The sequence below is a fragment of the Pseudomonas lini genome, assembly GCF_964063345.1.
Taxonomy (GTDB): Bacteria; Pseudomonadota; Gammaproteobacteria; order Pseudomonadales; family Pseudomonadaceae; genus Aquipseudomonas; species Aquipseudomonas lini_B.
The window spans coordinates 3,596,200-3,620,952 of the sequence record NZ_OZ061318.1 but is presented as its reverse complement, the minus strand read 5'-3'; the positions used below and the strand labels follow the sequence as shown (position 1 = coordinate 3,620,952).

24 protein-coding genes are annotated in these 24,753 nt (G+C 59.1%); 11 read left to right on the top strand and 13 right to left on the bottom strand.

Features of this window, described 5'->3' with window-relative positions; all coding sequences use genetic code 11:
• Positions 1–184 precede the first annotated feature (184 nt).
• Positions 185–2,005 (bottom strand): translational GTPase TypA, encoded by a 1,821-nt coding sequence (typA, locus tag AB3226_RS16480; RefSeq protein WP_007907857.1) that lies wholly within the window; start codon positions 2,003–2,005, stop codon positions 185–187.
• A 139-nt stretch (positions 2,006–2,144) separates the two neighbouring features.
• Positions 2,145–3,599 (bottom strand): tRNA uracil 4-sulfurtransferase ThiI, encoded by a 1,455-nt coding sequence (gene thiI, locus AB3226_RS16475; protein ID WP_008005335.1) that lies wholly within the window; start codon positions 3,597–3,599, stop codon positions 2,145–2,147.
• A 330-nt stretch (positions 3,600–3,929) separates the two neighbouring features.
• On the opposite strand from thiI, the gene glnA reads away from it, so the two are divergent.
• The 6 genes from glnA (at position 3,930) to ntrC (ending at position 10,186) form a co-directional block, all read left to right on the top strand.
• The gene (glnA, locus tag AB3226_RS16470) at positions 3,930–5,336 is read left to right on the top strand and encodes a glutamate--ammonia ligase (protein ID WP_007907861.1); all 1,407 of its coding nucleotides are present in this window, start codon (positions 3,930–3,932) and stop codon (positions 5,334–5,336) included.
• Positions 5,337–5,470: 134 nt separating this feature from the next.
• Positions 5,471–6,019: a chorismate mutase gene (locus AB3226_RS16465; protein ID WP_367373817.1), complete on the top strand. Its 549-nt coding sequence runs from the start codon at positions 5,471–5,473 to the stop codon at positions 6,017–6,019.
• A 101-nt stretch (positions 6,020–6,120) separates the two neighbouring features.
• Positions 6,121–6,636, top strand: coding sequence for a DUF4124 domain-containing protein (locus AB3226_RS16460; protein ID WP_367373816.1), 516 nt, complete (start codon positions 6,121–6,123; stop codon positions 6,634–6,636).
• Positions 6,633–7,244: a DUF4124 domain-containing protein gene (locus tag AB3226_RS16455; protein WP_367373815.1), complete on the top strand. Its 612-nt coding sequence runs from the start codon at positions 6,633–6,635 to the stop codon at positions 7,242–7,244. The genes AB3226_RS16460 and AB3226_RS16455 overlap by 4 nt, the downstream gene beginning before the upstream one ends.
• Positions 7,245–7,667: 423 nt before the next feature.
• Positions 7,668–8,753: a nitrogen regulation protein NR(II) gene (glnL, locus tag AB3226_RS16450; protein WP_367373814.1), complete on the top strand. Its 1,086-nt coding sequence runs from the start codon at positions 7,668–7,670 to the stop codon at positions 8,751–8,753.
• Positions 8,750–10,186 carry a nitrogen regulation protein NR(I) gene (ntrC, locus tag AB3226_RS16445; protein WP_007897405.1) on the top strand — a complete coding sequence of 479 codons (1,437 nt, stop codon included), beginning with the start codon at positions 8,750–8,752 and terminating at the stop codon, positions 10,184–10,186. Before glnL ends, ntrC begins: the two co-directional genes overlap by 4 nt.
• Positions 10,187–11,034: 848 nt before the next feature.
• On the opposite strand, the gene AB3226_RS16440 is transcribed toward ntrC, so the two are convergent.
• Positions 11,035–11,475, bottom strand: a complete 441-nt coding sequence (locus AB3226_RS16440; RefSeq protein ID WP_367373813.1) for a hypothetical protein — start codon at positions 11,473–11,475, stop codon at positions 11,035–11,037.
• On the opposite strand from AB3226_RS16440, the gene AB3226_RS16435 reads away from it, so the two are divergent.
• Complete coding sequence (locus tag AB3226_RS16435; RefSeq protein WP_007949025.1) at positions 11,474–11,929, top strand: tRNA (cytidine(34)-2'-O)-methyltransferase; 456 nt, start codon at positions 11,474–11,476, stop codon at positions 11,927–11,929. The genes AB3226_RS16440 and AB3226_RS16435 overlap by 2 nt on opposite strands.
• A 107-nt stretch (positions 11,930–12,036) precedes the next feature.
• Here the strand turns inward: AB3226_RS16435 and secB are convergent, their stop codons facing one another.
• The 3 genes from secB to AB3226_RS16420 are packed head-to-tail and all read right to left on the bottom strand — an operon-like array spanning position 12,037 to position 13,247.
• On the bottom strand, positions 12,037–12,522 hold the full coding sequence (gene secB, locus AB3226_RS16430) for a protein-export chaperone SecB (protein ID WP_007897410.1): 486 nt from the start codon (positions 12,520–12,522) through the stop codon (positions 12,037–12,039).
• Positions 12,523–12,577: 55 nt separating this feature from the next.
• Positions 12,578–12,832 carry a glutaredoxin 3 gene (grxC, locus tag AB3226_RS16425; RefSeq protein ID WP_007939440.1) on the bottom strand — a complete coding sequence of 85 codons (255 nt, stop codon included), beginning with the start codon at positions 12,830–12,832 and terminating at the stop codon, positions 12,578–12,580.
• Position 12,833: 1 nt separating this feature from the next.
• Positions 12,834–13,247 (bottom strand): rhodanese-like domain-containing protein, encoded by a 414-nt coding sequence (locus tag AB3226_RS16420; RefSeq protein WP_123361124.1) that lies wholly within the window; start codon positions 13,245–13,247, stop codon positions 12,834–12,836.
• A 154-nt stretch (positions 13,248–13,401) separates the two neighbouring features.
• Between AB3226_RS16420 and gpmI the strand changes: the two genes are divergently transcribed.
• The 4 genes from gpmI (at position 13,402) to AB3226_RS16400 (ending at position 18,641) form a co-directional block, all read left to right on the top strand.
• Positions 13,402–14,931 carry a 2,3-bisphosphoglycerate-independent phosphoglycerate mutase gene (gpmI, locus tag AB3226_RS16415; RefSeq protein ID WP_367373812.1) on the top strand — a complete coding sequence of 510 codons (1,530 nt, stop codon included), beginning with the start codon at positions 13,402–13,404 and terminating at the stop codon, positions 14,929–14,931.
• A gap of 282 nt (positions 14,932–15,213) precedes the next feature.
• Positions 15,214–16,506, top strand: a complete 1,293-nt coding sequence (locus AB3226_RS16410; RefSeq protein WP_367373811.1) for a murein hydrolase activator EnvC — start codon at positions 15,214–15,216, stop codon at positions 16,504–16,506.
• Between the two features lie 31 nt (positions 16,507–16,537).
• Positions 16,538–17,857, top strand: a complete 1,320-nt coding sequence (locus AB3226_RS16405; protein ID WP_367373810.1) for a S41 family peptidase — start codon at positions 16,538–16,540, stop codon at positions 17,855–17,857.
• Between the two features lies 1 nt (position 17,858).
• Positions 17,859–18,641: a divergent polysaccharide deacetylase family protein gene (locus tag AB3226_RS16400; RefSeq protein WP_367373809.1), complete on the top strand. Its 783-nt coding sequence runs from the start codon at positions 17,859–17,861 to the stop codon at positions 18,639–18,641.
• 147 nt (positions 18,642–18,788) lie between these two features.
• On the opposite strand, the gene AB3226_RS16395 is transcribed toward AB3226_RS16400, so the two are convergent.
• The 7 genes from AB3226_RS16395 to AB3226_RS16365 form a co-directional block, all read right to left on the bottom strand.
• Positions 18,789–19,544 carry a substrate-binding periplasmic protein gene (locus AB3226_RS16395; protein WP_367373808.1) on the bottom strand — a complete coding sequence of 252 codons (756 nt, stop codon included), beginning with the start codon at positions 19,542–19,544 and terminating at the stop codon, positions 18,789–18,791.
• Between the two features lie 73 nt (positions 19,545–19,617).
• Entirely contained in the window at positions 19,618–20,388 is a 771-nt protein-coding gene (hisF, locus tag AB3226_RS16390; protein WP_367373807.1) for an imidazole glycerol phosphate synthase subunit HisF, read from the bottom strand.
• Positions 20,389–20,397: 9 nt separating this feature from the next.
• Positions 20,398–21,135 carry a 1-(5-phosphoribosyl)-5-[(5-phosphoribosylamino)methylideneamino]imidazole-4-carboxamide isomerase gene (gene hisA, locus AB3226_RS16385; RefSeq protein ID WP_123500042.1) on the bottom strand — a complete coding sequence of 246 codons (738 nt, stop codon included), beginning with the start codon at positions 21,133–21,135 and terminating at the stop codon, positions 20,398–20,400.
• A gap of 42 nt (positions 21,136–21,177) precedes the next feature.
• Entirely contained in the window at positions 21,178–21,435 is a 258-nt protein-coding gene (locus AB3226_RS16380; RefSeq protein ID WP_046045558.1) for a DUF2164 domain-containing protein, read from the bottom strand.
• Positions 21,436–22,074: an imidazole glycerol phosphate synthase subunit HisH gene (gene hisH, locus AB3226_RS16375; protein ID WP_367373806.1), complete on the bottom strand. Its 639-nt coding sequence runs from the start codon at positions 22,072–22,074 to the stop codon at positions 21,436–21,438.
• Positions 22,074–22,667, bottom strand: a complete 594-nt coding sequence (hisB, locus tag AB3226_RS16370; RefSeq protein ID WP_007897437.1) for an imidazoleglycerol-phosphate dehydratase HisB — start codon at positions 22,665–22,667, stop codon at positions 22,074–22,076. The genes hisH and hisB overlap by 1 nt, the downstream gene beginning before the upstream one ends.
• A 265-nt stretch (positions 22,668–22,932) precedes the next feature.
• Complete coding sequence (locus AB3226_RS16365) at positions 22,933–24,597, bottom strand: OFA family MFS transporter (RefSeq protein WP_367373805.1); 1,665 nt, start codon at positions 24,595–24,597, stop codon at positions 22,933–22,935.
• Positions 24,598–24,753: the final 156 nt, after the last annotated feature.

Genomic DNA, 24,753 nt, shown 5'->3' with positions numbered 1-24,753 from the left:
GCGGGCAAGCCCGCTCCCACAGTGATTTGTGGTGTTTACATAATCTGTGTTCGGCGCCGCCCCCTGTGGGAGCGGGCTTGCCCGCGATGGGGCCCGAACTGACACCGCACAAACCCCAGACAAACAAAAACGCCCCCGACCGCAAGGTCGGGGGCGTTTTTTTAAGCGCTAACTAAGTCGAAACTCAGTTGCCAGCTTTCTTGGCAGCGCGAGTACGCTCGCTTTCGCCCAGGATCTTCTTGCGAAGACGGATGGACTTAGGAGTGACTTCGCACAATTCGTCTTCTTGAACGAATTCCAGAGCCTGCTCCAGGGTGAAGCGGATAGGCGGAACCAAAGCGATGGTTTCGTCTTTACCCGAAGCACGCATGTTGTCGAGCTTCTTGCCTTTGGTTGGGTTGACGCCCAGGTCGTTGTCGCGGCTGTTGATGCCGACGATCTGACCTTCGTACACGTCTTCACCGTGACCCAGGAACAGTTTGCCGCGAGCTTGCAGGGTTTCCAGCGAGTAAGTCAGCGCCTTACCGGTAGCAACCGAAACCAGCACGCCGTTCTGACGGCCGGACATGTCGCCGGACTTCATCACGTCGTAACGGTCGAAGATCGAGGTCAGGATGCCTGCACCGGAGGTTAGGGTCAGGAACTCGTTACGGAAACCGATCAAGCCACGAGCCGGGATGTTGTACTCAAGGCGCACACGGCCCTTGCCATCCGGAACCATGTTGGTCAGGTCGCCTTTACGGATACCGATCTGTTCCATGATCGAACCTTGCGATTCTTCCGGCAGGTCGATGGTCACGTTTTCGTACGGTTCGTGCTTGACGCCGTCAACCATGCGGATGATCACTTCTGGACGACCAACACCCATTTCGAAGCCTTCGCGACGCATGGTTTCGATCAGTACCGAGAGGTGCAGCTCACCACGGCCGGAGACTTTGAACTTGTCGGCGGTGTCGCCTTCTTCAACGCGCAGAGCAACGTTGTAGAGCAGTTCTTTGTCCAGACGTTCCTTGATGTTACGGCTGGTGACGAACTTGCCTTCTTTACCGCAGAAAGGCGAGTCGTTTACCTGGAAGGTCATGGAAACGGTTGGCTCGTCAACGGTCAGCGGCTTCATCGCTTCGACGTTCAGTGGGTCGCACAGAGTGTCGGAGATGAACAGCTGGTCGAAGCCGCTGATGCAGACGATGTCGCCGGCAGCTGCTTCTTCAACGTCGATGCGGTGCAGACCGTGGTGACCCATCAGCTTCAGGATACGACCGTTACGCTTCTTGCCGTCGGCGTCGATAGCGACAACCGGAGTGTTCGGCTTGATGCGACCACGAGCGATACGGCCAACGCCGATAACACCCAGGAAGCTGTTGTAGTCCAGAGCGGAGATTTGCATCTGGAACGGACCGTCACGGTCGACTTTCGGCGCAGGTACGTTGTCGACGATCGACTGGTACAGCGGAGTCATGTCTTCAGCCATGTCGGTGTGTTCCAGACCGGCAATGCCGTTCAGGGCCGAGGCGTAGACGACTTTGAAGTCCAGCTGTTCTTCGGTAGCACCGAGGTTGTCGAACAGGTCGAAGATCTGGTCCAGAACCCAGTCCGGACGCGCGCCTGGACGGTCAACCTTGTTGATGACCACGATTGGACGCAGGCCGGCTTCGAAAGCCTTCTTGGTCACGAAACGGGTTTGCGGCATAGGGCCGTCTTGAGCGTCAACCAGCAGCAGAACGGAGTCAACCATCGACATTACGCGTTCAACTTCGCCGCCGAAGTCGGCGTGGCCCGGGGTGTCCACGATGTTGATGTGGTAGCCGTTCCAGTTGATGGCGGTGTTTTTCGCCAGAATGGTAATACCGCGCTCTTTCTCCTGGTCGTTGGAGTCCATCACGCGCTCGTCGTTGAGCTCGTTGCGCTCCAGGGTGCCGGATTGACGCAAGAGTTTGTCTACCAGGGTGGTTTTACCATGGTCAACGTGAGCAATGATGGCGATGTTGCGTAGATTTTCGATCACTTGTGTATCTCGATCAGAGGATTCGGTGTGCTGACAAGTCTTGGCAGCGATTTACAGTAGAGTCCGGCAAAGCCGTTACAGCTTGACGGCGGCGTCGGGGGGCCGGTGACGCAGGCCACAGGCAAACAGCCCCGGGCACTTAGCTCGGTCGATAAACGCGCACATTGGCATGCCCCTCACTGAGCAAATGGTGGGCATGCAGGCGACTCATCACGCCTTTGTCGCAATACAACAGGTACTGGCGAGTAGGGTCCAGTTCCTTGAAACGAGCGTTCAATGCATAAAACGGCATCGTCTGCACCTCAATGCCAGCAAGTTCCAGCGGCTCGTCTTCAGCGGCATCCGGGTGACGGATGTCGATGATGATCTGGCCCGCCAGTGCTTCGCTGACTTCTTCGATCTGCAAATCCTGGCCCAATTCGTCGATTACGCGATCGATCGGCACCAGTTTGGCGTTCTCGAGCGCACGCTCAAGTACTGCCATGTCGAATTCTTTCTCTTCATGCTCCACGCGTGGACGCTTGGCGTGGGTCTTTGGGTTCACCGAGATGACCCCGCAGTATTCCGGCATGTGCTTGGCGAAATCGGCAGTACCGATTTCGTTGGCCAGGTCGATGATGTCCTGCTTGTGACTGGCAATCAGTGGACGCAAGACCAGCTTGTCGGTCACGCAGTCGATCACGGACAGGTTCGGCAACGTCTGGCTCGACACCTGGGAAATCGCTTCGCCGGTGACCAGCGCTTCGATCTCCAGCCGATCGGCAATACGGGAAGCAGCGCGCAACATCATACGCTTCAAAACTACGCCCATATGACTGTTATCGACTTTCCCGAGAATTTCTCCCAGTACTTCCTCGAACGGCACACTGACAAATAACACGCGTTGGGAGCTGCCGTACTTCTTCCAGATGAAGTGCGCGACTTCCATGACGCCCAGTTCGTGGGCACGTCCGCCCAGATTGAAGAAGCAGAAATGGCTCATCAGCCCGCGGCGCATGATCTGGTAGGCGGCGACGGTGGAATCGAAGCCACCGGACATCAGTACAAGCGTCTGTTCCAGGGCACCCAGCGGATAACCGCCGATGCTGTTGTGCTGGCTGTGGATCACGAACAACCGTTTGTCGCGAATTTCGATGCGAACTTCGATTTCAGGCTCTTTGAGCGAGATTCCGGCGGCGCCGCACTGACGACGCAGTTGGCTGCCGACGTATTTCTCGACGTCCATGGAGCTGAATTCGTGCTTGCCGGCACGCTTGCAGCGCACCGAAAAGATCTTTCCGGCCAGGGCGTCACCGAAATGCTGCTTGCACTTGGCGACGATGTCGTCGAAGTCGCCCAACGGATATTCATCGACCTGCAGGAAATGCGCGATGCCCGGCATGCAGCTCAGGCGCTCGGTCATCTCCTTCAGGGCTTTCGGCTCGCTGACGCGGGTTTCCAGCTCGAGATTGTCCCACACACCGTTCACCACCACAGCCGGGTCCAGATCGCGGAGCACGGTACGGATGTTTTTGGCCAACTGGCGGATGAAACGCATCCGTACCGGGCGGCTCTTGATGGTGATCTCGGGAAAGACTTTTACGATTAGTTTCATGAAAACAGCGCGCGCTGGGCCAGCCGAAAAAGGGGGGCGCGGATTATAGCGGAAATTGCTCAAGGTTTAACCAGTTAATGTGCAGAAGGTTTTGCACGCACCAAAACGGGTCATTTATGGATTTCAACGCTACATTACAGGGCGAGGTTTGGCGCTTTTCGAGGCATTGCACCTTTATAAGCGTGATATTGGGGCAAAAAACCCATGGTGGGGCACTGGCATGCAATTTGCTCCCTTGTGAGGCAGGTTGCCATGGCAGAGTATTCGCGCCGGCATCACCCACATTCTAAGGGCATCCACTACTAAGCCCGAAGCCACCCGGAGGACACTATGTCGAAGTCGGTTCAACTCATCAAAGATCATGACGTCAAGTGGATTGATCTGCGCTTCACGGACACCAAAGGCACTCAGCACCACGTGACCATGCCGGCTCGCGATGGGCTGGATGAAGCTTTCTTCGAAGAAGGCAAAATGTTCGACGGTTCCTCCATCGCTGGCTGGAAAGGCATCGAAGCTTCCGACATGATCCTGATGCCGGACGACAGCACTGCCGTTCTCGACCCGTTCACCGAAGAGCCGACCCTGATCCTGGTTTGCGACGTGATCGAGCCTTCGACCATGCAAGGCTACGACCGTGACCCACGTGCGATCGCCAAGCGTGCCGAGGAATACCTGAAGTCGACTGGTATCGGCGACACCGTATTCGTGGGTCCAGAGCCTGAATTCTTCATCTTCGACGAAGTGAAGTTCAAGTCCGACATCTCAGGTTCGATGTTCAAAATCTTCTCCGAACAAGGTTCGTGGATGTCCGACCAGGACGTGGAAGGCGGCAACAAAGGCCACCGTCCAGGCGTCAAAGGCGGCTACTTCCCTGTTCCGCCGTTCGACCACGACCACGAAATCCGTACCTCCATGTGCAACGCCATGGAAGAAATGGGCCTGGTCATCGAAGTTCACCACCACGAAGTGGCGACTGCCGGTCAGAACGAAATCGGCGTGAAGTTCAACACCCTGGTTGCCAAGGCTGACGAAGTTCAAACCCTGAAGTACTGCGTACACAACGTTGCTGACGCATACGGCCGCACCGCGACCTTCATGCCTAAGCCTCTGTACGGCGACAACGGTTCGGGTATGCACGTTCACCTGTCCATCGCTAAAGATGGCAAGAACACCTTCGCTGGCGAAGGCTATGCCGGCCTGTCCGATACCGCTCTGTACTTCATCGGCGGCATCATCAAGCACGGTAAGGCTCTGAACGGCTTCACCAACCCGTCGACCAACTCCTACAAGCGTCTGGTCCCAGGTTTCGAAGCTCCAGTGATGCTGGCTTACTCGGCTCGTAACCGTTCGGCTTCGATCCGTATTCCTTACGTGTCCAGCCCTCGTGCTCGCCGTATCGAAGCTCGCTTCCCGGATCCAGCAGCTAACCCGTACCTGGGCTTCGCTGCACTGTTGATGGCTGGCCTGGACGGCATCCAGAACAAGATCCACCCAGGCGACGCAGCTGACAAAAACCTGTACGACCTGCCGCCTGAAGAGGCGAAAGAGATCCCACAAGTTTGCGGCAGCCTGAAAGAAGCCCTGGAAGAGCTGGACAAAGGTCGTGCGTTCCTGACCAAAGGCGGCGTTTTCAGCGACGATTTCATCGACGCTTACATCGCTCTGAAAAGCGAAGAAGAAATCAAGGTTCGTACCTTCGTACACCCACTGGAATATGAGCTGTACTACAGCTGCTGATCCGGTAGCGCCGCGCTACGCGGCGTGACAAAAGAGAGGCCTCCTTCGGGAGGCCTTTTTTATGGGCGACCGCCTGTCATCGGACGCCCGGTTGCGTGCATCATGGCCTTCATCCGATAAAGCCGAGATGCCTCATGCGCCTACGCCCATGCCTTGCCCTGTTCACCGCCCTGCTGGCCAACAACGCTTTTGCCAGCCCGGCACCTGCTGCCCTCGCCCCGCTGCTTGGCACCATCGAAGAACGCCTGGCAATTGCCGATCAGGTCGCGCTGAGCAAATGGGACAGCGGCAAACCGGTCGAGGACCGGCAGCGCGAGCGCGAAGTCATTGCCGGCGCCGTCGCCCTGGCACCGACCTATAAATTGAGCAACGAAGCCGTCGAACAGTTCTTCTCGGCGCAGATCGAGGCCAACAAACTGGTGCAATACGCGCACCTGTCTGACTGGCATGCGCAAGGCAAGGCGCCCAACGACCCTCGCCCCGATCTCGTCGGGCAGATCCGCCCGCAACTTGATCAGTTACAAAAACGCCTGCTGCAACAACTGGCTGATTTCGGCCCTTATCGCAACGACCCGCAGTGCCCGTCCTGGCTGGCCAAGGCCAATAAAACCAATACCCAAGCGTCACTGCGAAAGCTTGCCCAGGTACGCGCCACCGCCGAGTTGTGCAGCGCCAGCCGCTGAGTTGGTCTGCCGGCGTGCGCTGAAGTGCTCTATGCTCAGCGCTTAGTCGCCATGAACGGAACAGGGCCGGACACTTGCCCAACGGCCAATGGAAGCCTGCAATGCGCTCATTGTTGTTATGCCTGCTTGTGCTGATCGCCCTGCCCGCCGCCGCGCAGATCTACAAATACACCGACGCCAACGGCAACACCGCGTACAGCAATCAACCGCCCTATGGCGTAAAAGCTCAACCCGTGGAGTTGCCACCGCTCAACAGCGTCGAGATTCAACCGCCGAGCGAGCCTGTTGCGCCCGCGCAATCCAGCAGCAGTGAACAGCCCAACAGCGCCTATCAGGTGCTGGAGCTGACCGGTCTGCCCACTGAAGAAGCCCTGCGCGCCAACAACGGCACGTTCACTGTCGGTGTATTGATCCAACCGCGCCTGCAAGGCTCTCATCGTTTGAGGTTGTTCCTGGACGATCAACCCTACGGCCAACCGAGCAACGTCCCGATTCTGCAACTGGTGAACATCGATCGAGGCGAACACCGCCTCGCGGTTCAGGTCATCGATGGGCAAAACGTCGTGCAACAGAGCTCCACCGTGACTTTCACCGTACAACGGGTGCATAAGCCTTGAGGTTCTGGCTGTTGGTCGCCTGCCTGATCAGCCTGCCGGCAATGGCCGAGGTTTTCACCTACATCGACGCCCAGGGCAATCGGGTTTTCACCGATCAGCCGGGCACCCGTAACGCCAAGCGTGTGCCACTGGCGACCAGCAATCGAATGTCGGCCAACCCGAGCGGCGCCGCGCCCATGACGTCCGCGAAAAACCAGGCCAAGCCCCTGTTTCATTACGACATGCTTCGTGTGCTGGTGCCGGACCCGGATGCCACGATCCGTAGTACTGCCGGTGAATTGATCGTCAGCGTTACCAGCGAACCCGGCCTGCAACAGGGTCATCACTACCGTTTGCTGCTGGATGGCAAGCCCACCGCCGAGCCAGGCCCGAGCCCGGTGTTCGCCCTGAGCAACATCGACCGTGGCAGCCATCACCTGTCGGTGGAAATCCTCGACGAACAGGGCCGTACCGTCGAGCGCACGGCCAATCAACCGTTCCACATGCAGCGTATTTCCCTCGCGCAGAAACGCCAGGTCAATCCCTGCGTCCTTACCGACTACGGTCAACGGCCGGAATGCCCCCTCAAAGACAAACCCGAAGAAGAAAAAAGCTTCTTCTGGCGCTGATGCCGGTCAGTTAAGGCGCAGAACCTATGGGAGCGTGGCTTGCCCGCGAAGAACGATGACGCGCAATACCTGAAAAACCGCGGTGCATTCTTCGCGGGCAAGCCACGCTCCCACAGGATTCTCGTCGCTCAAATTTCTTCGCCACAGGCTCTGCACTTGAACTGGCCTTTCCACCGTCCCGCCCTTCTTCTAACTTCGTTCAAGTTTGCGCACTATATTGGTGCAATACACTGCACCGTACTCACATCCCAACCCATTTTGGTTCGAAAGTACCCGCGAAAGCTGGCAGAACGCCACGAAAATGAGCGTCAAACGCCTGTTTCAGGCTCTAAACGCTTCTTTTCGGAGCCTTGGTTTGGTTTTTGCATTTTCCTTGCATCGCCGCGTTATCCACGCGCATGCCCTGCTCCAAAAGAGGTCCTGATGACCATTAGCGACGCACTACACCGCTTGCTACTCGACAACCTGACCACCGCCACCATTCTGCTCGACGCCGAACTGCGCCTTGAGTACATGAACCCGGCGGCGGAGATGCTGCTGGCCATCAGCGGCCAGCGTAGCCATGGGCAACTCATCAGCGAGTTGTTCACCGAATCCACCGAGGCGCTGAATTCCCTTCGCCAGGCAGTCGAGCAGGCGCATCCGTTCACCAAGCGCGAAGCCATGCTCACCGCCCTCACCGGACAAACCCTGACCGTCGACTACGCCGTGACACCGATCCTGAGCAATGGCGCTACGCTGCTGTTGCTGGAGGTTCACCCGCGTGACCGCTTGTTGCGGATCACCAAGGAAGAGGCGCAACTGTCGAAGCAGGAGACCAGCAAGATGCTGGTACGCGGCCTCGCCCACGAAATCAAAAACCCTCTCGGCGGGATTCGCGGCGCGGCGCAGTTGCTTGCCCGTGAATTGCCGGAAGAAAGCCTGCGCGATTACACCAACGTCATCATTGAAGAAGCCGATCGCCTGCGCAATCTGGTGGATCGCATGCTCGGCTCCAACAAATTGCCGTCGCTGGCCATGTGCAACGTCCATGAGGTGCTGGAGCGCGTGGGTCAGTTGGTGGAGGCCGAAAGTCAGGGCTGCATCACTTTGGTGCGCGACTACGACCCAAGCATTCCAGATGTCCTGATTGATCGCGAACAGATGATTCAGGCCGTCCTGAACATCGTGCGCAACGCGATGCAGGCCATCAGCAGCCAGAACGAACTGCGCCTTGGCCGCATCAGCTTGCGTACCCGCGCCATGCGCCAGTTCACCATCGGCCACGTGCGCCATCGCCTGGTAACCAAGATCGAAATCATCGACAACGGTCCGGGGATCCCCGCCGAGCTACAGGAAACCATCTTCTTTCCCATGGTCAGCGGTCGCCCGGACGGTACCGGGCTCGGCCTGGCCATTACCCAGAACATCATTAGCCAGCACCAGGGCCTGATCGAATGTGACAGCCATCCAGGCCACACCACGTTCTCGATCTTTCTGCCACTGGAACAAGGAGCCACATCGACATGAGCCGTAGTGAAACCGTGTGGATCGTCGATGACGACCGTTCTATCCGTTGGGTCCTGGAAAAAGCCTTGCAGCAGGAAGGCATGACCACGCAAAGCTTCGACAGCGCCGATGGCGTGATGAGCCGCCTGGCGCGCCAGCAGCCGGACGTGATCATCTCCGACATCCGCATGCCGGGTGCCAGCGGTCTGGACCTTCTGGCACGGATTCGCGAACAACACCCACGACTGCCGGTGATCATCATGACCGCGCACTCCGACCTGGACAGCGCTGTCGCGTCCTATCAGGGCGGCGCGTTTGAATACCTGCCCAAGCCGTTCGATGTCGACGAAGCCGTCTCCCTGGTCAAGCGCGCCAACCAGCACGCTCAGGAACAGCAAGGCCTGGAAGTCCCGGTCGCCCTGACCCGTACGCCAGAAATCATCGGTGAAGCACCGGCGATGCAGGAAGTGTTTCGCGCCATCGGGCGCTTGAGCCACTCCAACATCACCGTGCTGATCAATGGCGAATCCGGTACCGGTAAAGAACTGGTGGCCCACGCCCTGCACCGTCACAGCCCACGGGCGGCCTCGCCGTTCATTGCGCTGAACATGGCGGCGATCCCCAAGGACCTGATGGAATCCGAGCTGTTCGGCCATGAAAAAGGCGCATTCACCGGTGCGGCCAACCTGCGTCGCGGGCGTTTTGAGCAGGCTGACGGCGGCACACTGTTCCTCGATGAAATCGGCGACATGCCGGCGGATACCCAGACGCGCTTGCTGCGGGTATTGGCGGACGGTGAGTTCTACCGCGTCGGCGGCCATGTACCGGTGAAGGTCGATGTGCGAATCATCGCCGCGACTCACCAGAATCTGGAAACCCTGGTGCATGCCGGCAAATTCCGTGAGGACTTGTTCCACCGCCTCAACGTGATCCGCATCCACATTCCACGGCTGTCGGACCGTCGCGAAGACATCCCGACCCTGGCCAAGCACTTCCTCAGCCGCGCCGCGCAAGAACTGGCGGTGGAACCGAAGCTGCTGAAAAGCGAAACCGAGGAATACCTGAAGAACCTGCCGTGGCCGGGCAACGTGCGTCAGCTGGAAAATACTTGCCGCTGGATCACGGTGATGGCTTCGGGTCGCGAAGTGCACATCAGCGACTTGCCGCCGGAGCTGCTGAGCCTGCCGCAGGATTCGGCGCCGGTGACCAACTGGGAGCAAGCGTTGCGTCAGTGGGCTGATCAGGCGCTGGCTCGCGGCCAGTCGAGCCTGCTCGACAGCGCCGTGCCGGCTTTCGAGCGGATCATGATCGAGACCGCTCTCAAACACACCGCCGGCCGCCGCCGCGACGCTGCGGTTTTGCTGGGTTGGGGGCGTAATACCCTGACTCGCAAGATCAAGGAACTGGGGATGAAGGTTGATGGTGGGGATGATGATGAAGGGGATGAGGGTTAAACAGCCTTTGGCTCTTCGCTGATCGTTAGATCCAATCGCGGGCAAGCCCGCTCCCACAGGAATTGTGCCAAGCCGTCTTTTTGTGGCTGACATGAAATCCATGTGGGAGCGGGCTTGCCCGCGAAGAGGCCATCACATTCAACATTGATGTTGAATGACACACCGCTTTCGCGAGCAAGCCCGCTCCCACATTTTGAGCTCAATGCACCGCGGCAAGGCACCATGAACCGCAATCGCGCACGACAACCGATCCAAAATTCCGCATGTACCTGCAAGAAAACCCATATCGCAGAAACACAAAAGCCCCGAATTACGGGGCTTTCAGGTCAGCTCAGCGGCTTTCTGCTTCCACTTGTTAAAAACTGGCACGCCCCCTGCAATAGTCCAATCAGTGATTCGATTCACTACCCTGTTTCGGGGACCTTGGTACAGGCAGGCCGGGGATTCCCCTCTTTACACCGGGCTCACGCCGCAATGCGCGAGCCCATCCCGTTTTGGGGACCTTGGTACAGGCAGGCCGGGGATTCCCTCTTTACACCAGGCTCACGCCGCAATGCGCGAGCCCATCCCGTTTTGGGGACCTTGGTACAGGCAGGCCGGGGATTCCCTCTTTACACCAGGCTCACGCCGCAATGCGCGAGCCCATCCCGTTTTGGGGACCTTGGTACAGGCAGGCCGGGGATTCCCTCTTTACACCGAGCTCACGCCGCAATGCGCGAGCCCATCCCGTTTTGGGGACCTTGGTACAGGCAGGCCGGGGATTCCCTCTTTACACCAGGCTCACGCCGCAACGCGCGAGCCCTCCTGTTTTGGGGTCCTTGGTACAGGCAGGCCGGGGATTCCCTCTTTTATTGCTCTCGGAGATGGATCTCCAGCCGCCAGCGGTCATCGACTTCGCTACCGGCCCACTCGCCCTGCAGCGGCCGGGCCGCCACCACCGTCAGCAACAATCCCCCATCACTCAATCGCGTTCGCCAATTCACGTCCTTGCCATTGAGCTTTAGCTGACCTTTCTGTGCACGGCCTTCAGCCTCGAACAACAGCGCCACGCTGCCGTCGACTATCTCGCCGTGGGTTTTGGGTTCGTTGTTGAACCACACCACCAGCCCATCGCTCGTCACCTCGACCTGCTGCAAAACGCTGGGGTCGGGGGTGGTCAGGCGACCGATCATCAGGCCCACCATCATCCCGACAATTGCCAGCGAAGCCATCACCCGCGGGAATAGTTTCGAACGAGGGTCCTTTGGCGGCGTAGAATGCCCATCATCTTTACCTTCGGAGCCGTGCATGTTTCACGTCATCCTTTTCCAACCAGAAATTCCGCCGAATACCGGCAACGTTATCAGGCTGTGCGCCAACAGTGGCTGCCACCTGCATTTGATCGAACCGCTGGGCTTCGAGATGGACGACAAGCGTCTGCGCCGGGCCGGCCTCGATTACCATGAGTATGCCACCCTGCAACGCCACGCAGATCTTGCCAGCTGTCTGGAAAGCCTCGGCCATCCTCGGCTGTTCGCCTTTACCACCAAGGGCTCGCGGCCATTTCACGACGCCAGTTTCGCTGAGGGCGATGCCTTCCTGTTCGGCCCGGAAAGCCGTGGCTTGCCGGCCGAAGTGCTCGACGCCCTACCCGGCGAACAACGCCTGCGTTTGCCGATGCGCGAAGGCTGCCGCAGCCTGAACTTGTCCAACACCGTGGCCGTCGCCGTGTATGAAGGCTGGCGCCAGCTCGGATTCAAGTAACCTCAGATCATTTTCGCCTGACAGAAACAATCGCGGGCAAGCCCGCTCCCACAGGTTTTGCACAATCCTGTGGGAGCGGGCTTGCCCGCGATTTTCAGCAGCGCAGCTTATTGAACGGTTGGAGTCTCGCCAGCCGCCTGCATACGTTGCAGCTCTTGTGCGTACAGCGCGTCGAAGTTCACCGGGGCCAGCATCAGGGCCGGGAACGAACCGCGGGTCACCAGGCTGTCCAGGGTTTCACGAGCGTACGGGAACAGGATGTTCGGGCAGAACGCGCCGAGCGTGTGGCTCATCGAAGCATCGTCCAGGTTCTTGATCAGGAAGATCCCGGCCTGTTGCACTTCAGCAATGAACGCCACTTCTTCACCGTTTTTCACGGTGACCGACAGGGTCAGTACGACCTCATGGAAGTCGCCTTCCAGAGCCTTCTGACGCGTGTTCAGATCCAGACCAACGCTTGGCTCCCACTGCTGGCGAAAGATCGCCGGGCTTTTCGGGGCTTCGAAGGACAAGTCACGTACGTAGATGCGCTGCAAGGAAAATTGCGGTGCGGTTTCTTCTTCGCTAGCTGCAGTGTTCTGTTGGTCAGTCATCTCAGATCCTTTCTGATCTCGGGTCTTGTAGGGTTGGCTATTTCAAGTAAGGCAGTCAGGCCTTGAGCATGGCGTCGAGCTTGCCGGCGCGCTCCAGGGCAAACAAATCATCACAGCCGCCAACGTGGGTGCTGCCGATCCAGATCTGCGGCACGGACGTACGTCCGGCCTTCTGAGCCATCGCGGCACGCACCTGCGGCTTGCCATCGACCTTGATCTCTTCGAAGGCTACGCCTTTGTTCTCGAGCAGGTACTTGGCTCGCGAGCAATAAGGGCAGTAATCGCTGGAATAGACGACGACGTTGTTCATATCACTTCACCAGCGGCAGATTGTCGGCTTTCCAGCTGGAAATACCGCCGGACAGCTTGGCGGCGGTGAAGCCGGCTTTCATCAGTTCGCGGGCATGAGTGCCGGCAGTCTGGCCCATGGCGTCGACCAGGATAATGGTCTTGGCCTTGTGCTTTTCCAGTTCGCCGACGCGAGCGGTCAGTTTGTCGTGAGGAATGTTCAGCGCGCCAACAATGTGACCGGCGGTGAAATCCTTGATCGGACGGATGTCGATCACCACGCCTGCGTCTTTGTTGACAAGCCCGGTCAGTTCACCGGTGCTCAGGCTGCGGCCGCCGCCTTGCATCTGATAAGCGATCAGCAACGCCAGCAGTACGACGAAGATACCGACAAGCAAATAGTGGTTAGTGGCAAATTCAATCAGGTGAGCAACCATCGAAGGAGGTTCCAGGGCGTTAAAATGTCGGCCAGTATACACAGCCACTATGGTGGGCCAAACCCCGTCCGGCGGTGACGCGGCTGGAACTTCGCTTTAAACTGCCACTCCCTTTTCCATCGCCCTCTTTATAACTCAGCCACGAGTGGAATCTATGACTACGACGCCTAAACCTTTGGTCCTGATGATTCTCGACGGCTTCGGTCACAGTGACAGCCAGGAATCCAACGCCATCTATGCCGCGAAGAAGCCCGTACTGGACCGCTTGTGGGCCAGCGTGCCGAACGGCCTGATCTCGGGCAGCGGCATGGACGTCGGCTTGCCGGACGGCCAGATGGGTAACTCCGAAGTCGGTCACATGAACCTTGGCGCCGGCCGGGTGGTGTATCAGGACTTCACGCGTGTGACCAAAGCGATCCGCGATGGCGAGTTCTTCGAGAACCCGACCATCTGCGCCGCGGTGGATAAAGCCGTTGCTGCCGGCAAAGCCGTGCACTTCATGGGCCTGCTGTCCGATGGCGGCGTTCACAGCCACCAGGACCACCTGGTCGCCATGGCTGAACTGGCCTACAAGCGCGGCGCCGAGAAAATTTATCTGCACGCCTTCCTTGATGGCCGCGATACGCCGCCGAAAAGCGCCCAGTCATCGATCGAGTTGCTGGATGCGACCTTCGAAGCCCTCGGCAAAGGCCGGATCGCCAGCATTATTGGCCGTTACTACGCCATGGACCGCGACAACCGTTGGGACCGCGTGTCCCAGGCCTACAACCTGATTGCCGACGGCAACAGCGAATTCAATGCCGCCACTGCGCAGGAAGGCCTGCAAGCCGCTTACGAACGTGGCGCAAGCGACGAATTCGTCAAAGCCACCTCCATCGGCGAACCGGTGAAAGTCGAAGACGGCGACGCCGTGGTCTTCATGAACTTCCGCGCCGACCGTGCCCGCGAACTGACCCGTGTGTTCGTCGAAGATGACTTCAAGGAATTCGAACGTGCTCGCCAGCCAAAACTGGCCGGTTTCGTCATGCTGACCCAATACGCCGCCAGCATCCCCGCGCCGTCGGCCTTCGCCGCGAGCAGCCTGGACAACGTGCTGGGCGATTACCTGGCGAAAAACGGCAAGACGCAGCTGCGCATCGCCGAAACCGAGAAGTACGCCCACGTGACTTTCTTCTTCTCTGGCGGTCGCGAAGAACCGTTCCCGGGCGAAGAACGCATCCTGATCCCGTCGCCGAAAGTCGCCACCTATGACTTGCAGCCCGAGATGAGCGCCCCGGAAGTCACCGACCGCATCGTCGATGCCATTGAAAACCAGCGTTACGACGTGATCGTGGTCAACTACGCCAACGGCGACATGGTCGGCCATAGCGGTGTGTTCGACGCGGCAGTCAAAGCGGTTGAATGCCTGGACCTGTGCGTCGGCCGTATCGTCGATGCCCTGGAAAAGGTCGGCGGCGAAGCTCTGATTACTGCTGACCACGGCAACGTCGAGCAAATGTCCGACGCATCCACTGGCCAGGCGCACACCGCGCATACCACCGAGCCGGTGCCGTTCATCTATGTCGGCAAGCGTGATTTCAAGGTCCGCGACGGCGGCGTGCTGGCGGATGTTGCGCCGACCATGCTGATGTTGCTGGGGCTTGAGAAACCGGCGGAGATGACGGGCACTTCGATTCTGGTCTGATCAGATCCATCTGACGACACCAAACCCTGTGGGAGCGGCGGTGCGACGATTCGACTTGCCCGCGATAGCAATCTGACAGCCAAGTTCTATGTTGAATGTCAGGACGTCATCGCGGGCAAGTCGAATCGTCGCACCGCCGCTCCCACAGTGGTTTGTGGTGGTTTCGAAGACTAATTACCCCTGAACCCCACTCCAGTTATCACACAGCCCCAATTGGGCATTTTTTTTGCTGCGCTTGGCGGGCATACTAGGCCGTCCCTTTCCCTGGTGCCGCCCGCCTCTATGCTTCGCGTCCTGATAGCCCTTGCCCTGACTTGCCTGCTTCAACCGGCCTTTGCCGACGAGCGCACGCAAACCCAACAACAGTTGGACGCCACGCGTCAGGACATTGCCGAGCTGAAGAAACTGCTGGGTAAACTCCAGGAAGAAAAATCCGGGGTGCAGAAAGACCTTAAAGGCACCGAAACCGAGATGGGCAAGCTCGAGAAGCAGGTCGATGCCCTGCAAAAAGAGCTGAAGAAAAGCGAATCCGAGCTACAGCGACTCGATGCTGAGAAAAAAAAACTCCAGAGCGCGCGCATTGAACAGCAACGACTGATCGCCATCCAGGCCCGTGCGGCCTATCAGAACGGCCGTCAGGAATACCTCAAGCTGCTGCTCAATCAACAGAACCCGGAAAAATTCGCCCGCACCCTCACCTATTACGACTACCTGAGCCAGGCCCGCCTGGAGCAGCTGAAGAACTTCAACGAAACCCTGCGCCAACTGGCCAATGTCGAAAAAGACATCGGCCTGCAGCAAGCGCAATTGCTGGTGCAGAAAAGCAGCCTAGACAGCCAGCGCGACGAACTCGACAAGGTCCGCCAAGAGCGTCAGCAAGTCCTGGCCAAGCTCAACGACGACGTGAAGGCCCGCGACCAGAAACTGGCGGCGCGCGAGCAGGATCAGGCAGACCTGTCTAAAGTTCTTAAAACCATTGAAGAAACCTTGGCCCGTCAGGCTCGAGAGGCAGAAGAGGCGCGGCAAAAAGCGCTGATCGCCCAGCAGGAAGCCGAAAAAAAGCGTTTACGTGAGGCTCAGGCTGAAGCAGATGCCACCGATGCCCCACGCAAACCCGTTAAATCGACACCCGGCGCACTGGTTTCAAGTTCAGGCGAAACCTTTGGCGGTCCCTTTGCTTCCACTCGCGGCAGACTTCCATGGCCGGTTGATGGTCGACTGCTGGCGCGCTTCGGTGAAAGCCGTGGCGACGATGCCCGCACCAAGTGGGATGGCGTGATGATCAGCGCTTCCGCCGGCAGCCAGGTGCATGCCGTTCACGGCGGCCGCGTGGTGTTTGCCGACTGGCTGCGTGGCGCCGGGTTGCTGGTGATTCTCGACCACGGCAACGGTTTTTTGAGTCTTTATGGTCACAACCAGACGCTGCTCAAGTCTGCGGGTGACGTGGTAAAAGCCGGTGAGTCCATCTCCACTGTCGGTAGCAGTGGCGGGCAGGACACACCAGCGCTGTATTTCGCTATTCGTCAGCAGGGTCACCCGAGTGATCCGGCGCAATGGTGTCGTGCGCAAGGATAAGCACGTTACCTAATTCAGGAGTTCGTTCGACATGCTGTATTTGTCCCGCCTTACCTCGCTGGCCCTGACGATTGCCCTGGTGATCGGCGCGCCGTTGGCGTTTGCTGCTCAACCGGCTCCGGCGGTCGCACCTGCCGGCACCGCTGCGACCACCAAGGCGCCATTGCCGCTGGACGAGTTGCGCACCTTTGCCGAAGTCATGGACCGGATCAAGGCAGCCTACGTAGAACCGGTGGACGACAAGACCCTGCTGGAAAACGCCATCAAAGGCATGCTCAGCAACCTCGACCCGCACTCCGCCTATCTGGGCCCGGAAGACTTCGCTGAATTGCAGGAAAGCACCAGCGGCGAATTCGGCGGCCTGGGCATCGAAGTCGGTGCCGAAGACGGTTTCATCAAAGTGGTTTCGCCCATTGATGACACCCCGGCCTCCAAGGCTGGCATTCAGGCCGGCGACTTCATCGTCAAGATCAACGGCCAGCCGACTCGCGGCCAGAGCATGACCGAAGCCGTGGACAAGATGCGCGGCAAGATCGGCCAGAAGATCACCCTGACCCTGGTGCGCGACGGCGGTGCGCCATTCGACGTGACGCTGGTCCGCGCAATCATTCAAGTGAAGAGCGTGAAGAGCCAGTTGCTGGAGTCCGGCTACGGCTACATCCGCATCACCCAGTTCCAGGTCAAGACCGGCGAAGAGGTCTCCAAGGCCCTGGCCAAGCTGCGCAAGGACAATGGCAAGAAGCTCAGCGGTATCGTCCTCGACCTGCGCAACAACCCGGGCGGCGTGCTGCAATCGGCGGTGGAAGTGGTCGACCACTTCATCACCAAGGGCCTGATCGTGTACACCAAGGGCCGCATCGCCAACTCCGAACTGCGCTTCTCCGCCACCGGCAAGGACGAAAGTGAAGCCGTGCCAATGGTCGTACTGATCAATGGCGGCAGCGCCTCGGCCTCGGAAATTGTCGCCGGAGCATTGCAGGATCAGAAACGAGCAGTGGTCATGGGCACCACCAGTTTCGGCAAAGGCTCGGTCCAGACCGTGTTGCCACTGAACAACGAACGTGCACTGAAAATCACCACGGCGCTGTACTACACGCCGAACGGCCGCTCGATCCAGGCACAGGGCATCGTCCCGGACATCGAAGTGCGCAAGGCCAAGATCACTAATGAGCAAGACGGCGAATACTTCAAGGAAGCCGATCTGCAAGGTCACCTGGGCAATGGCAATGGCGGCGCCGACAAACCGACTGGTTCCAGTGGCAAAGCCAAGGCCATGCCACAGGATGACGATTACCAGTTGGCTCAGGCCCTGAGCCTGCTCAAAGGGCTGAGCATCACCTCCGGCCGCTGAGATGCGCCTGCGGTTGCTCCTCGGTCTGCTGTGCTGTCTGGCGGGTGTCGCTCACGCGGCGCCTGCCACAACAGCGGCCACACCTCACAAGGCTTATCTGAGCCTGATCATCGATGACCTGGGGCAGAACCTGCCCCGGGATCGCCGCGTGTTGGCCCTGCCCGGCCCGGTCACCACGGCAATCATGCCCGATACGCCCCACGCCACCGAATTCGCTCGCGAAGCCCATCGCGCCGGCAAGATCGTCATCCTGCACATGCCCATGGACCCGGCCACCGGGCCGTTTGCCTGGCATCCCGAGTTGCCCATCGAAGAGCTCGAAAAGCGCTTGAATGCGGCGTTCCAGGCTGTGCCGTATACCGCTGGCATCAACAACCACATGGGCAGCCGCATGACCGTTCAGCAACCGGCCATGGCCTGGCTGATGGCGGACTTGCAGCGGCGGCACAAGTTCTTCGTCGACAGCCGCACCAGCGCGCAAACCGTGGCGGCCGCCGAGGCGCAGAAGATCGGTTTGGCGAGCGTTTCGCGGGATGTGTTCCTCGATGACGAGCCCACTGAAGCCGCCATTTTTACTCAGCTACAGACGGCTATCAGCCTGGCGCGAAAGCAGGGTTCTGCGGTGATGATCGGGCATCCGTATCCGCAGACATTGGCGGTGCTTGAACGTGAATTGCCCAAGCTCAAGGCTCAGGGCATTGACTGGATCGACATCAAACAGATGATCAGTGTGCGCGGCAATCGCGCGACGGCTGCGCATGGCAAGGATGGCGTCTACCGCTAACTTGCCGCACCACAAAACCACTGTGGGAGCGAGCCTGCTCGCGATGGCGGTATGTCAGACAACAATGATGTCGACTGACACTCCTTCATCGCGAACAGGCTCGCTCCCACATTGGTATAGGCATGCCAGACGGTTGGGCGTTGAACGCTACAAATACCGCGACATGATCTCGTCTACCACGCCTTCCTTGCGCAGCTGATCCAGCGCGGCTTGCAGCTTGGCGACGGTTTCGTCCGGCACGTCTTTATTCAGCGCCAGGTACAACTCGGCGCTGTTGAAGCGCAGCACGGTCTTGAGCCCGTTCACGCCTTCCTGGCGCGCCAGATAGCGGCCTGCCGGATCACCGGTGGCCCACAGGTCGATCTGGCCGTTGACCAGTTTTTTGGCGTTGTCTTGATCGCGCAGCACAACAATCGGTTTCAGTCCTTGCTTGGCCAGCGTCTCGGCAATCGCATCGCCCTTGTAGGCGCCAATCTTGTATTTGCGCGCCTGCTCCAACGACTCGAGGGTGATCTTGCTATCGGCCTTGGCCAGCATGATCCAGTCGTCCGGGCCGATAGGGCCGACCCACTTGAAGAGTTTCTCGCGGTCCGGCAATCGCGCCATAACGAACACGCCATAACCGGGTTTTTCCAGGGCGAGTTTGTAGATTCGCTCCCAGGGGAAACGTAGCGTCAGGCTGTAAGTGATGTCGGCGCGTTTGAACATCTCACGGACAACGTCCACGGCAATGCCGTTGATGTTCTCGTCCTGAGCGAAATTTTTGCCGTTCTTCGCCATGTTGTACGGCGGGAAGTTTTCCGTCAGCAACACCAGACCGGTGCCGGGATTTTCTTCGGCGTGAACTCCGTTGATGAACAACAGAGAAGCGCTGGCGAGGACAAGAAGAAGACGTTTAAGCATGTCGGGCTACCGAAATCCATGGCGTGCCCAAGAGTGCCTTGAGCCCGCCATGCTGTCCACTGGCCTGTACTGTTTAGCGCATCACGATGCCGCGACGAGCCATGTAAGCCTTGGCTTCCTGCACGGTGTATTCGCCGAAGTGGAAAATACTCGCCGCCAGCACCGCGCTGGCGTGGCCTTCGAGGATGCCGTCGGCCAAGTGCTGCAAGTTGCCGACACCACCGGACGCGATCACCGGAATCCCCAGCGCATCGCTGATGGCGCGGGTGACGCCCAGGTCGAAGCCGTTTTTCATACCGTCCTGGTCCATGCTGGTCAGCAGGATTTCGCCGGCACCGAGGCCTTCCATCTTCTTCGCCCACTCAACCGCGTCGAGACCGGTTGGCTTGCGACCACCGTGGGTGAAGATTTCCCAGCGCGGGGTTTCGCCCGGACCGGAAACTTTCTTCGCGTCGATGGCGACGACGATGCATTGCGAGCCGAAATGCTGAGCCGCTTCGCCGACGAACTCCGGGTTGAACACCGCAGCGGTGTTGATCGATACCTTGTCCGCACCGGCATTGAGCAAGTTGCGAATGTCCTGCACGGTACGTACGCCGCCACCCACGGTCAGCGGGATGAACACCTGGCTGGCCATGCGTTCGACGGTATGCAGCGTGGTGTCGCGGCCATCGACGCTGGCGGTGATGTCGAGAAAAGTAATCTCGTCGGCACCCTGTTCATCGTAGCGACGGGCGATTTCCACCGGGTCGCCGGCGTCGCGAATGTTCTCGAACTTGACGCCCTTGACCACCCGGCCGTTATCCACGTCCAGGCAAGGGATGATGCGTTTGGCCAGCGCCATGGTGAGTCCTCAGCCTTTGTACGAATCGCAGAAAGCTTGCGCTTCAGCGACATCGAGGGTGCCTTCGTAAATCGCCCGGCCGGTGATGGCGCCGATGATGCCTGGCGCCTTGGCGTCGAGCAGCGACTTGATGTCACCCAGATTGTGGATGCCGCCGGAAGCGATCACCGGAATCTTCGTCGCAGCGGCCAGGGCGGCGGTGTACGAAACGTTGCAGCCCTGCATCATGCCGTCTTTGGCGATGTCGGTATAAACGATCGCGGACACGCCGTCGGCTTCGAATTGCCTGGCCAGGTCGATCACCTGGATGGTGCTGATTTCAGCCCAGCCATCGGTGGCGACAAAACCGTCTTTGGCATCCAGCCCCACGATCACTTTGCCCGGGAACGCGCGGCAGGCTTCAGCAACGAAAGCCGGATCTTTCACGGCTTTGGTGCCGATGATCACGTAGCTCACGCCCGCTTTCACGTAGTGTTCGATGGTTTCCAGCGAGCGGATGCCGCCGCCGATCTGAATCGGCAGGTTCGGGTAGCGCTTGGCGATGGCGGTGACCACTTCGCCGTTGACCGGCTGGCCTTCGAAAGCACCGTTCAGGTCGACCAGATGCAGACGGCGGCAACCGCCTTCCACCCACTTGGCTGCCATGCTCACCGGGTCATCGGAGAACACCGTGGAATCTTCCATGCGGCCCTGGCGCAGACGAACACAGGCACCGTCTTTGAGATCGATAGCGGGAATAATCAGCATCTGGCAAACCTTCAAATTCGAGTATTCAGCTTCGCTCGGAAATCAGTTTTTCTCGAGCGCCCACAGGTCGCTTTCGATGCTTTCGAACCTCTCTTTGAGGTGCGTCTGCACATCGAAAATCGCCCTGTTGTAATAGTGCGGAGCAATTTCGCGGGTAAACAGCTCAAGGATTTCAGCCGCTTCGAACGAACCCAGGTCCAGCTCGAAGCGATCCTCCATGAAGCGTTTGATCTTGTGATTGGCCTCGTTCTCCTGCTCGGGAGTGAGGGTCAGGATCGGCGGCTTCTTTTTGGCAGCCATTTACCAGCGACCATCCCACGCAGCGAAGTTCTGCAGCAATTGCAGGCCATGGGTATGGCTCTTCTCCGGGTGGAACTGCACGGCGAAACGCGAGCCATCGGCCAGCGCAGCGGCGAAATCGACACCGTAGTGACCGCTGCCCACCACCTGCCGCGCATTGCCGGCAGCGATGTAGTAGCTGTGCACGAAGTAGAAACGCGCCAGGTCTGGAATGTTGTGCCACAACGGGTGTTCTACCGTCTGCTTCACTTCGTTCCAGCCCATGTGCGGCACTTTCAGGTGTTCGCCGTCTTCGTGCAAACCTTTGCCGAAGAACTTCACCTGGCCCGGAAACAGGCCAATGCAGTCCACGCCGTTGTTCTCTTCACTGCTGTCGAGCAAGGCTTGCATGCCGACGCAAATGCCGAGGAACGGACGGTCCTGGCTGACTTCACGCACCAGCGTGTCGAAACCCAGGCGACGGATCTCCGCCATGCAATCGCGAATCGCGCCGACGCCGGGGAATACCACCCGGTCGGCTTCGCGAATCACATCGGCATCGCTGGTGATCAGCACCTTGCCGGCACCGACGTGCTCGAGAGCCTTGGCCACCGAGTGCAGGTTGCCCATGCCGTAATCGATAACCGCGACCGTCTGCATTACAGAACGCCTTTGGTCGACGGCATCTGACCGGCCATGCGGTCATCCAGCTCCACGGCCATGCGAAGTGCGCGGCCGAAAGCCTTGAACACGGTCTCGATCTGGTGGTGGGTGTTGGTGCCACGCAGATTGTCGATGTGCAGGCTGACGAGGGCGTGGTTGACGAAGCCCTGGAAGAATTCCTGGAACAGGTCAACGTCGAAACCGCCGACGGTCGCGCGGGTATAAGGAACATGCATCTGCAGGCCAGGGCGGCCGGAGAAGTCGATCACCACGCGCGACAGCGCTTCATCGAGCGGCACGTAGGCATGGCCGTAGCGACGGATGCCTTTCTTGTCGCCGATGGCTTTGGCGAAGGCCTGACCCAGGGTGATACCGACGTCTTCCACCGTGTGGTGGTCGTCGATATGCAGGTCGCCCTTGCTGACAATATCCAGGTCGATCAGCCCGTGACGGGCGATCTGGTCCAGCATGTGCTCAAGAAAAGGTACACCGATATCAAATCGGGCCTTTCCGGTGCCATCCAGGTTGATCGAGGCTTTGATCTGGGTTTCCAGAGTGTCGCGCTCGACAGACGCCATACGTTCGGCCATCACCAGCTCCGCAAAAATCATTGGGGCGAAAAAGGCAGCCATTATAGGGTCGCGGGCGCTAAACAGAAACACGAGAGGTGATATCACTGACGGAGTGAATCCCCTGCTGTCGGGGATAGACATGTCAGTACAAGCAGTTTCATTAAAACGCGAAACAAATGTGGGAGCGAGCCTGCTCGCGATGAGGCCTCCACATTCAACATCTCTGTCGACTGTCAGACCGCTATCGCGAGCAGGCTCGCTCCCACAGGGATGATGCGTTTACTTAATGGAACAACACCGCAGTCTTCTGCAGCGTCACCCAAACACCCCACGCCAACGGAATGCCCACCACCAGCCACGCAGCCACCGCCAACGGCTTGGTGCCCGCATCCGCTTTCCACTCCAGCACGGTGCTGGCATCAGCACCCTTGTCATGGCCCAGCGCCTGTTCGGCCGCCAGTTCAGCGTCGGTCATGAAGTACTTGTCGGCCACCGGGCGAACCATCAGGTTGCACAGGAAACCCAGCACCAGCAGGCCCGCGAGAATGTACAGGGTGATGTCGTAAGCCGCGGCACGTTCAACGCCGATGCTCAGCTGATATTCACGCAGGTAGTTCACCAACACCGGCCCCAACACACCCGCCGCCGCCCACGCCGTCAGCAGACGACCGTGAATCGCGCCGACCATTTGCGTACCGAACAAGTCAGCCAGATAAGCCGGTACCGTCGCAAAACCGCCGCCATACATCGACAGGATGATGCAGAACGCCGCCACGAACAGCGCAACGTTGCCCAGGTGACCGAGGTTCGGGATCAGCGCGTACAGCGCGAATCCGAGGGCGAAGAACACGAAATAAGTGTTTTTGCGGCCCAGGTAGTCCGAGAACGAAGCCCAGAAGAACCGGCCACCAATGTTGAACAAGCTCAGCAAACCGGTGAAGCCGGCCGCAATCGCTGCGATCGAGGCCAGTTGCCCGGCATCCAGCTGACCAAACGTCTGGTCGGTACCCAGCAATTTACCGGCGAAGACTTCCTGCAACAGCGGCGAAGCCATGCCAAGGATGCCGATACCCGCCGAAACGTTCAGGCACAGCACCAGCCACACCAGACGGAATTGCGGGGTTTTCCACGCCACATTCACATGGACGTGACGGTGAGTGATCATCGAGTTCGAGGCTTTTTTTGCCGGAGCAGTCCAGCCTTCAGGCTTCCAGCCGGTTGGCGGAACGCGGTAGGACAGCGCGCCACCGATCATGAACACGAAGTAGATCGCGGCCATTACCAGGAAGCTCTGCCATACGCCCACGCTGGTTGGCGAAGCGAAGTGGCCCATCAGCGCTGCGGCCAGTGGGGCACCCACCATCGCGCCACCGCCGAAGCCCATGATCGCCATGCCTGTGGCCATGCCGCGCTTGTCCGGGAACCACTTGATCAGGGTCGAGACCGGCGAGATGTAACCCAGCCCCAGGCCAATACCGCCAATGACCCCGGAGCCGATCCACATCAGCCAGATCTGGTGGGTATAGACCCCCAGCGCCGAAATCAGCAGACCGCCACACCAGCACAGTGCCGACACCACACCGGCCTTGCGCGGACCTGCGTGTTCCAGCCAGCCGCCCCAGATGGCTGCCGAGCAGCCAAGGAAGATGAAGAACAGGGTGTAGATCCAGCCGAGCATCGAGATCGGCCAGTCGCATTGAGACGAAAAGACCTGAGCGATGAAGCTCATGTCCGGCGCGCAAGTCACGGCCTTGGTGACGCCCAGGGCTTTGGACAACGGCAACCAGAACACCGAAAAGCCATAGGCCATGCCGATGCACAGGTGGATGGCCAGAGCGGCCGGTGGTACCAGCCAACGGTTGAAACCGGGCTTGGCGATGATGCGCTCCTTGGACAGGAACGCGGGCTGGTCGGCTTTGATGCCGTCCGCCGTGATGCTGGTAGTCATGGTAAATCCCCCAATTATTAGTATGGTTCGCCAGCCGCTCTTCACCCCCAGCCTTTATGCACGCAGGCATGACTGTTTTTTAGGTGAAGCTCCATTTTGGTGCGACATCACGTCGCGATAAGGACGGACGAACGGGCAGAGGTTACCATTTGCACG

What these genes read in the sequence shown, in the direction of transcription:
- thiI (WP_008005335.1), bottom strand. Translation starts at nt 3,599, where the DNA reads ATGAAACTAATCGTAAAAGTCTTTCCCGAGATCACCATCAAGAGCCGC.
- glnA (WP_007907861.1), top strand. Translation starts at nt 3,930, where the DNA reads ATGTCGAAGTCGGTTCAACTCATCAAAGATCATGACGTCAAGTGGATT.
- AB3226_RS16465 (WP_367373817.1), top strand. Translation starts at nt 5,471, where the DNA reads ATGCGCCTACGCCCATGCCTTGCCCTGTTCACCGCCCTGCTGGCCAAC.
- AB3226_RS16460 (WP_367373816.1), top strand. Translation starts at nt 6,121, where the DNA reads ATGCGCTCATTGTTGTTATGCCTGCTTGTGCTGATCGCCCTGCCCGCC.
- glnL (WP_367373814.1), top strand. Translation starts at nt 7,668, where the DNA reads ATGACCATTAGCGACGCACTACACCGCTTGCTACTCGACAACCTGACC.
- ntrC (WP_007897405.1), top strand. Translation starts at nt 8,750, where the DNA reads ATGAGCCGTAGTGAAACCGTGTGGATCGTCGATGACGACCGTTCTATC.
- AB3226_RS16435 (WP_007949025.1), top strand. Translation starts at nt 11,474, where the DNA reads ATGTTTCACGTCATCCTTTTCCAACCAGAAATTCCGCCGAATACCGGC.
- AB3226_RS16440 (WP_367373813.1), bottom strand. Translation starts at nt 11,475, where the DNA reads ATGCACGGCTCCGAAGGTAAAGATGATGGGCATTCTACGCCGCCAAAG.
- secB (WP_007897410.1), bottom strand. Translation starts at nt 12,522, where the DNA reads ATGACTGACCAACAGAACACTGCAGCTAGCGAAGAAGAAACCGCACCG.
- grxC (WP_007939440.1), bottom strand. Translation starts at nt 12,832, where the DNA reads ATGAACAACGTCGTCGTCTATTCCAGCGATTACTGCCCTTATTGCTCG.
- AB3226_RS16420 (WP_123361124.1), bottom strand. Translation starts at nt 13,247, where the DNA reads ATGGTTGCTCACCTGATTGAATTTGCCACTAACCACTATTTGCTTGTC.
- gpmI (WP_367373812.1), top strand. Translation starts at nt 13,402, where the DNA reads ATGACTACGACGCCTAAACCTTTGGTCCTGATGATTCTCGACGGCTTC.
- AB3226_RS16410 (WP_367373811.1), top strand. Translation starts at nt 15,214, where the DNA reads ATGCTTCGCGTCCTGATAGCCCTTGCCCTGACTTGCCTGCTTCAACCG.
- AB3226_RS16405 (WP_367373810.1), top strand. Translation starts at nt 16,538, where the DNA reads ATGCTGTATTTGTCCCGCCTTACCTCGCTGGCCCTGACGATTGCCCTG.
- AB3226_RS16400 (WP_367373809.1), top strand. Translation starts at nt 17,859, where the DNA reads ATGCGCCTGCGGTTGCTCCTCGGTCTGCTGTGCTGTCTGGCGGGTGTC.
- AB3226_RS16395 (WP_367373808.1), bottom strand. Translation starts at nt 19,544, where the DNA reads ATGCTTAAACGTCTTCTTCTTGTCCTCGCCAGCGCTTCTCTGTTGTTC.
- hisF (WP_367373807.1), bottom strand. Translation starts at nt 20,388, where the DNA reads ATGGCGCTGGCCAAACGCATCATCCCTTGCCTGGACGTGGATAACGGC.
- hisA (WP_123500042.1), bottom strand. Translation starts at nt 21,135, where the DNA reads ATGCTGATTATTCCCGCTATCGATCTCAAAGACGGTGCCTGTGTTCGT.
- AB3226_RS16380 (WP_046045558.1), bottom strand. Translation starts at nt 21,435, where the DNA reads ATGGCTGCCAAAAAGAAGCCGCCGATCCTGACCCTCACTCCCGAGCAG.
- hisH (WP_367373806.1), bottom strand. Translation starts at nt 22,074, where the DNA reads ATGCAGACGGTCGCGGTTATCGATTACGGCATGGGCAACCTGCACTCG.
- hisB (WP_007897437.1), bottom strand. Translation starts at nt 22,667, where the DNA reads ATGGCCGAACGTATGGCGTCTGTCGAGCGCGACACTCTGGAAACCCAG.
- AB3226_RS16365 (WP_367373805.1), bottom strand. Translation starts at nt 24,597, where the DNA reads ATGACTACCAGCATCACGGCGGACGGCATCAAAGCCGACCAGCCCGCG.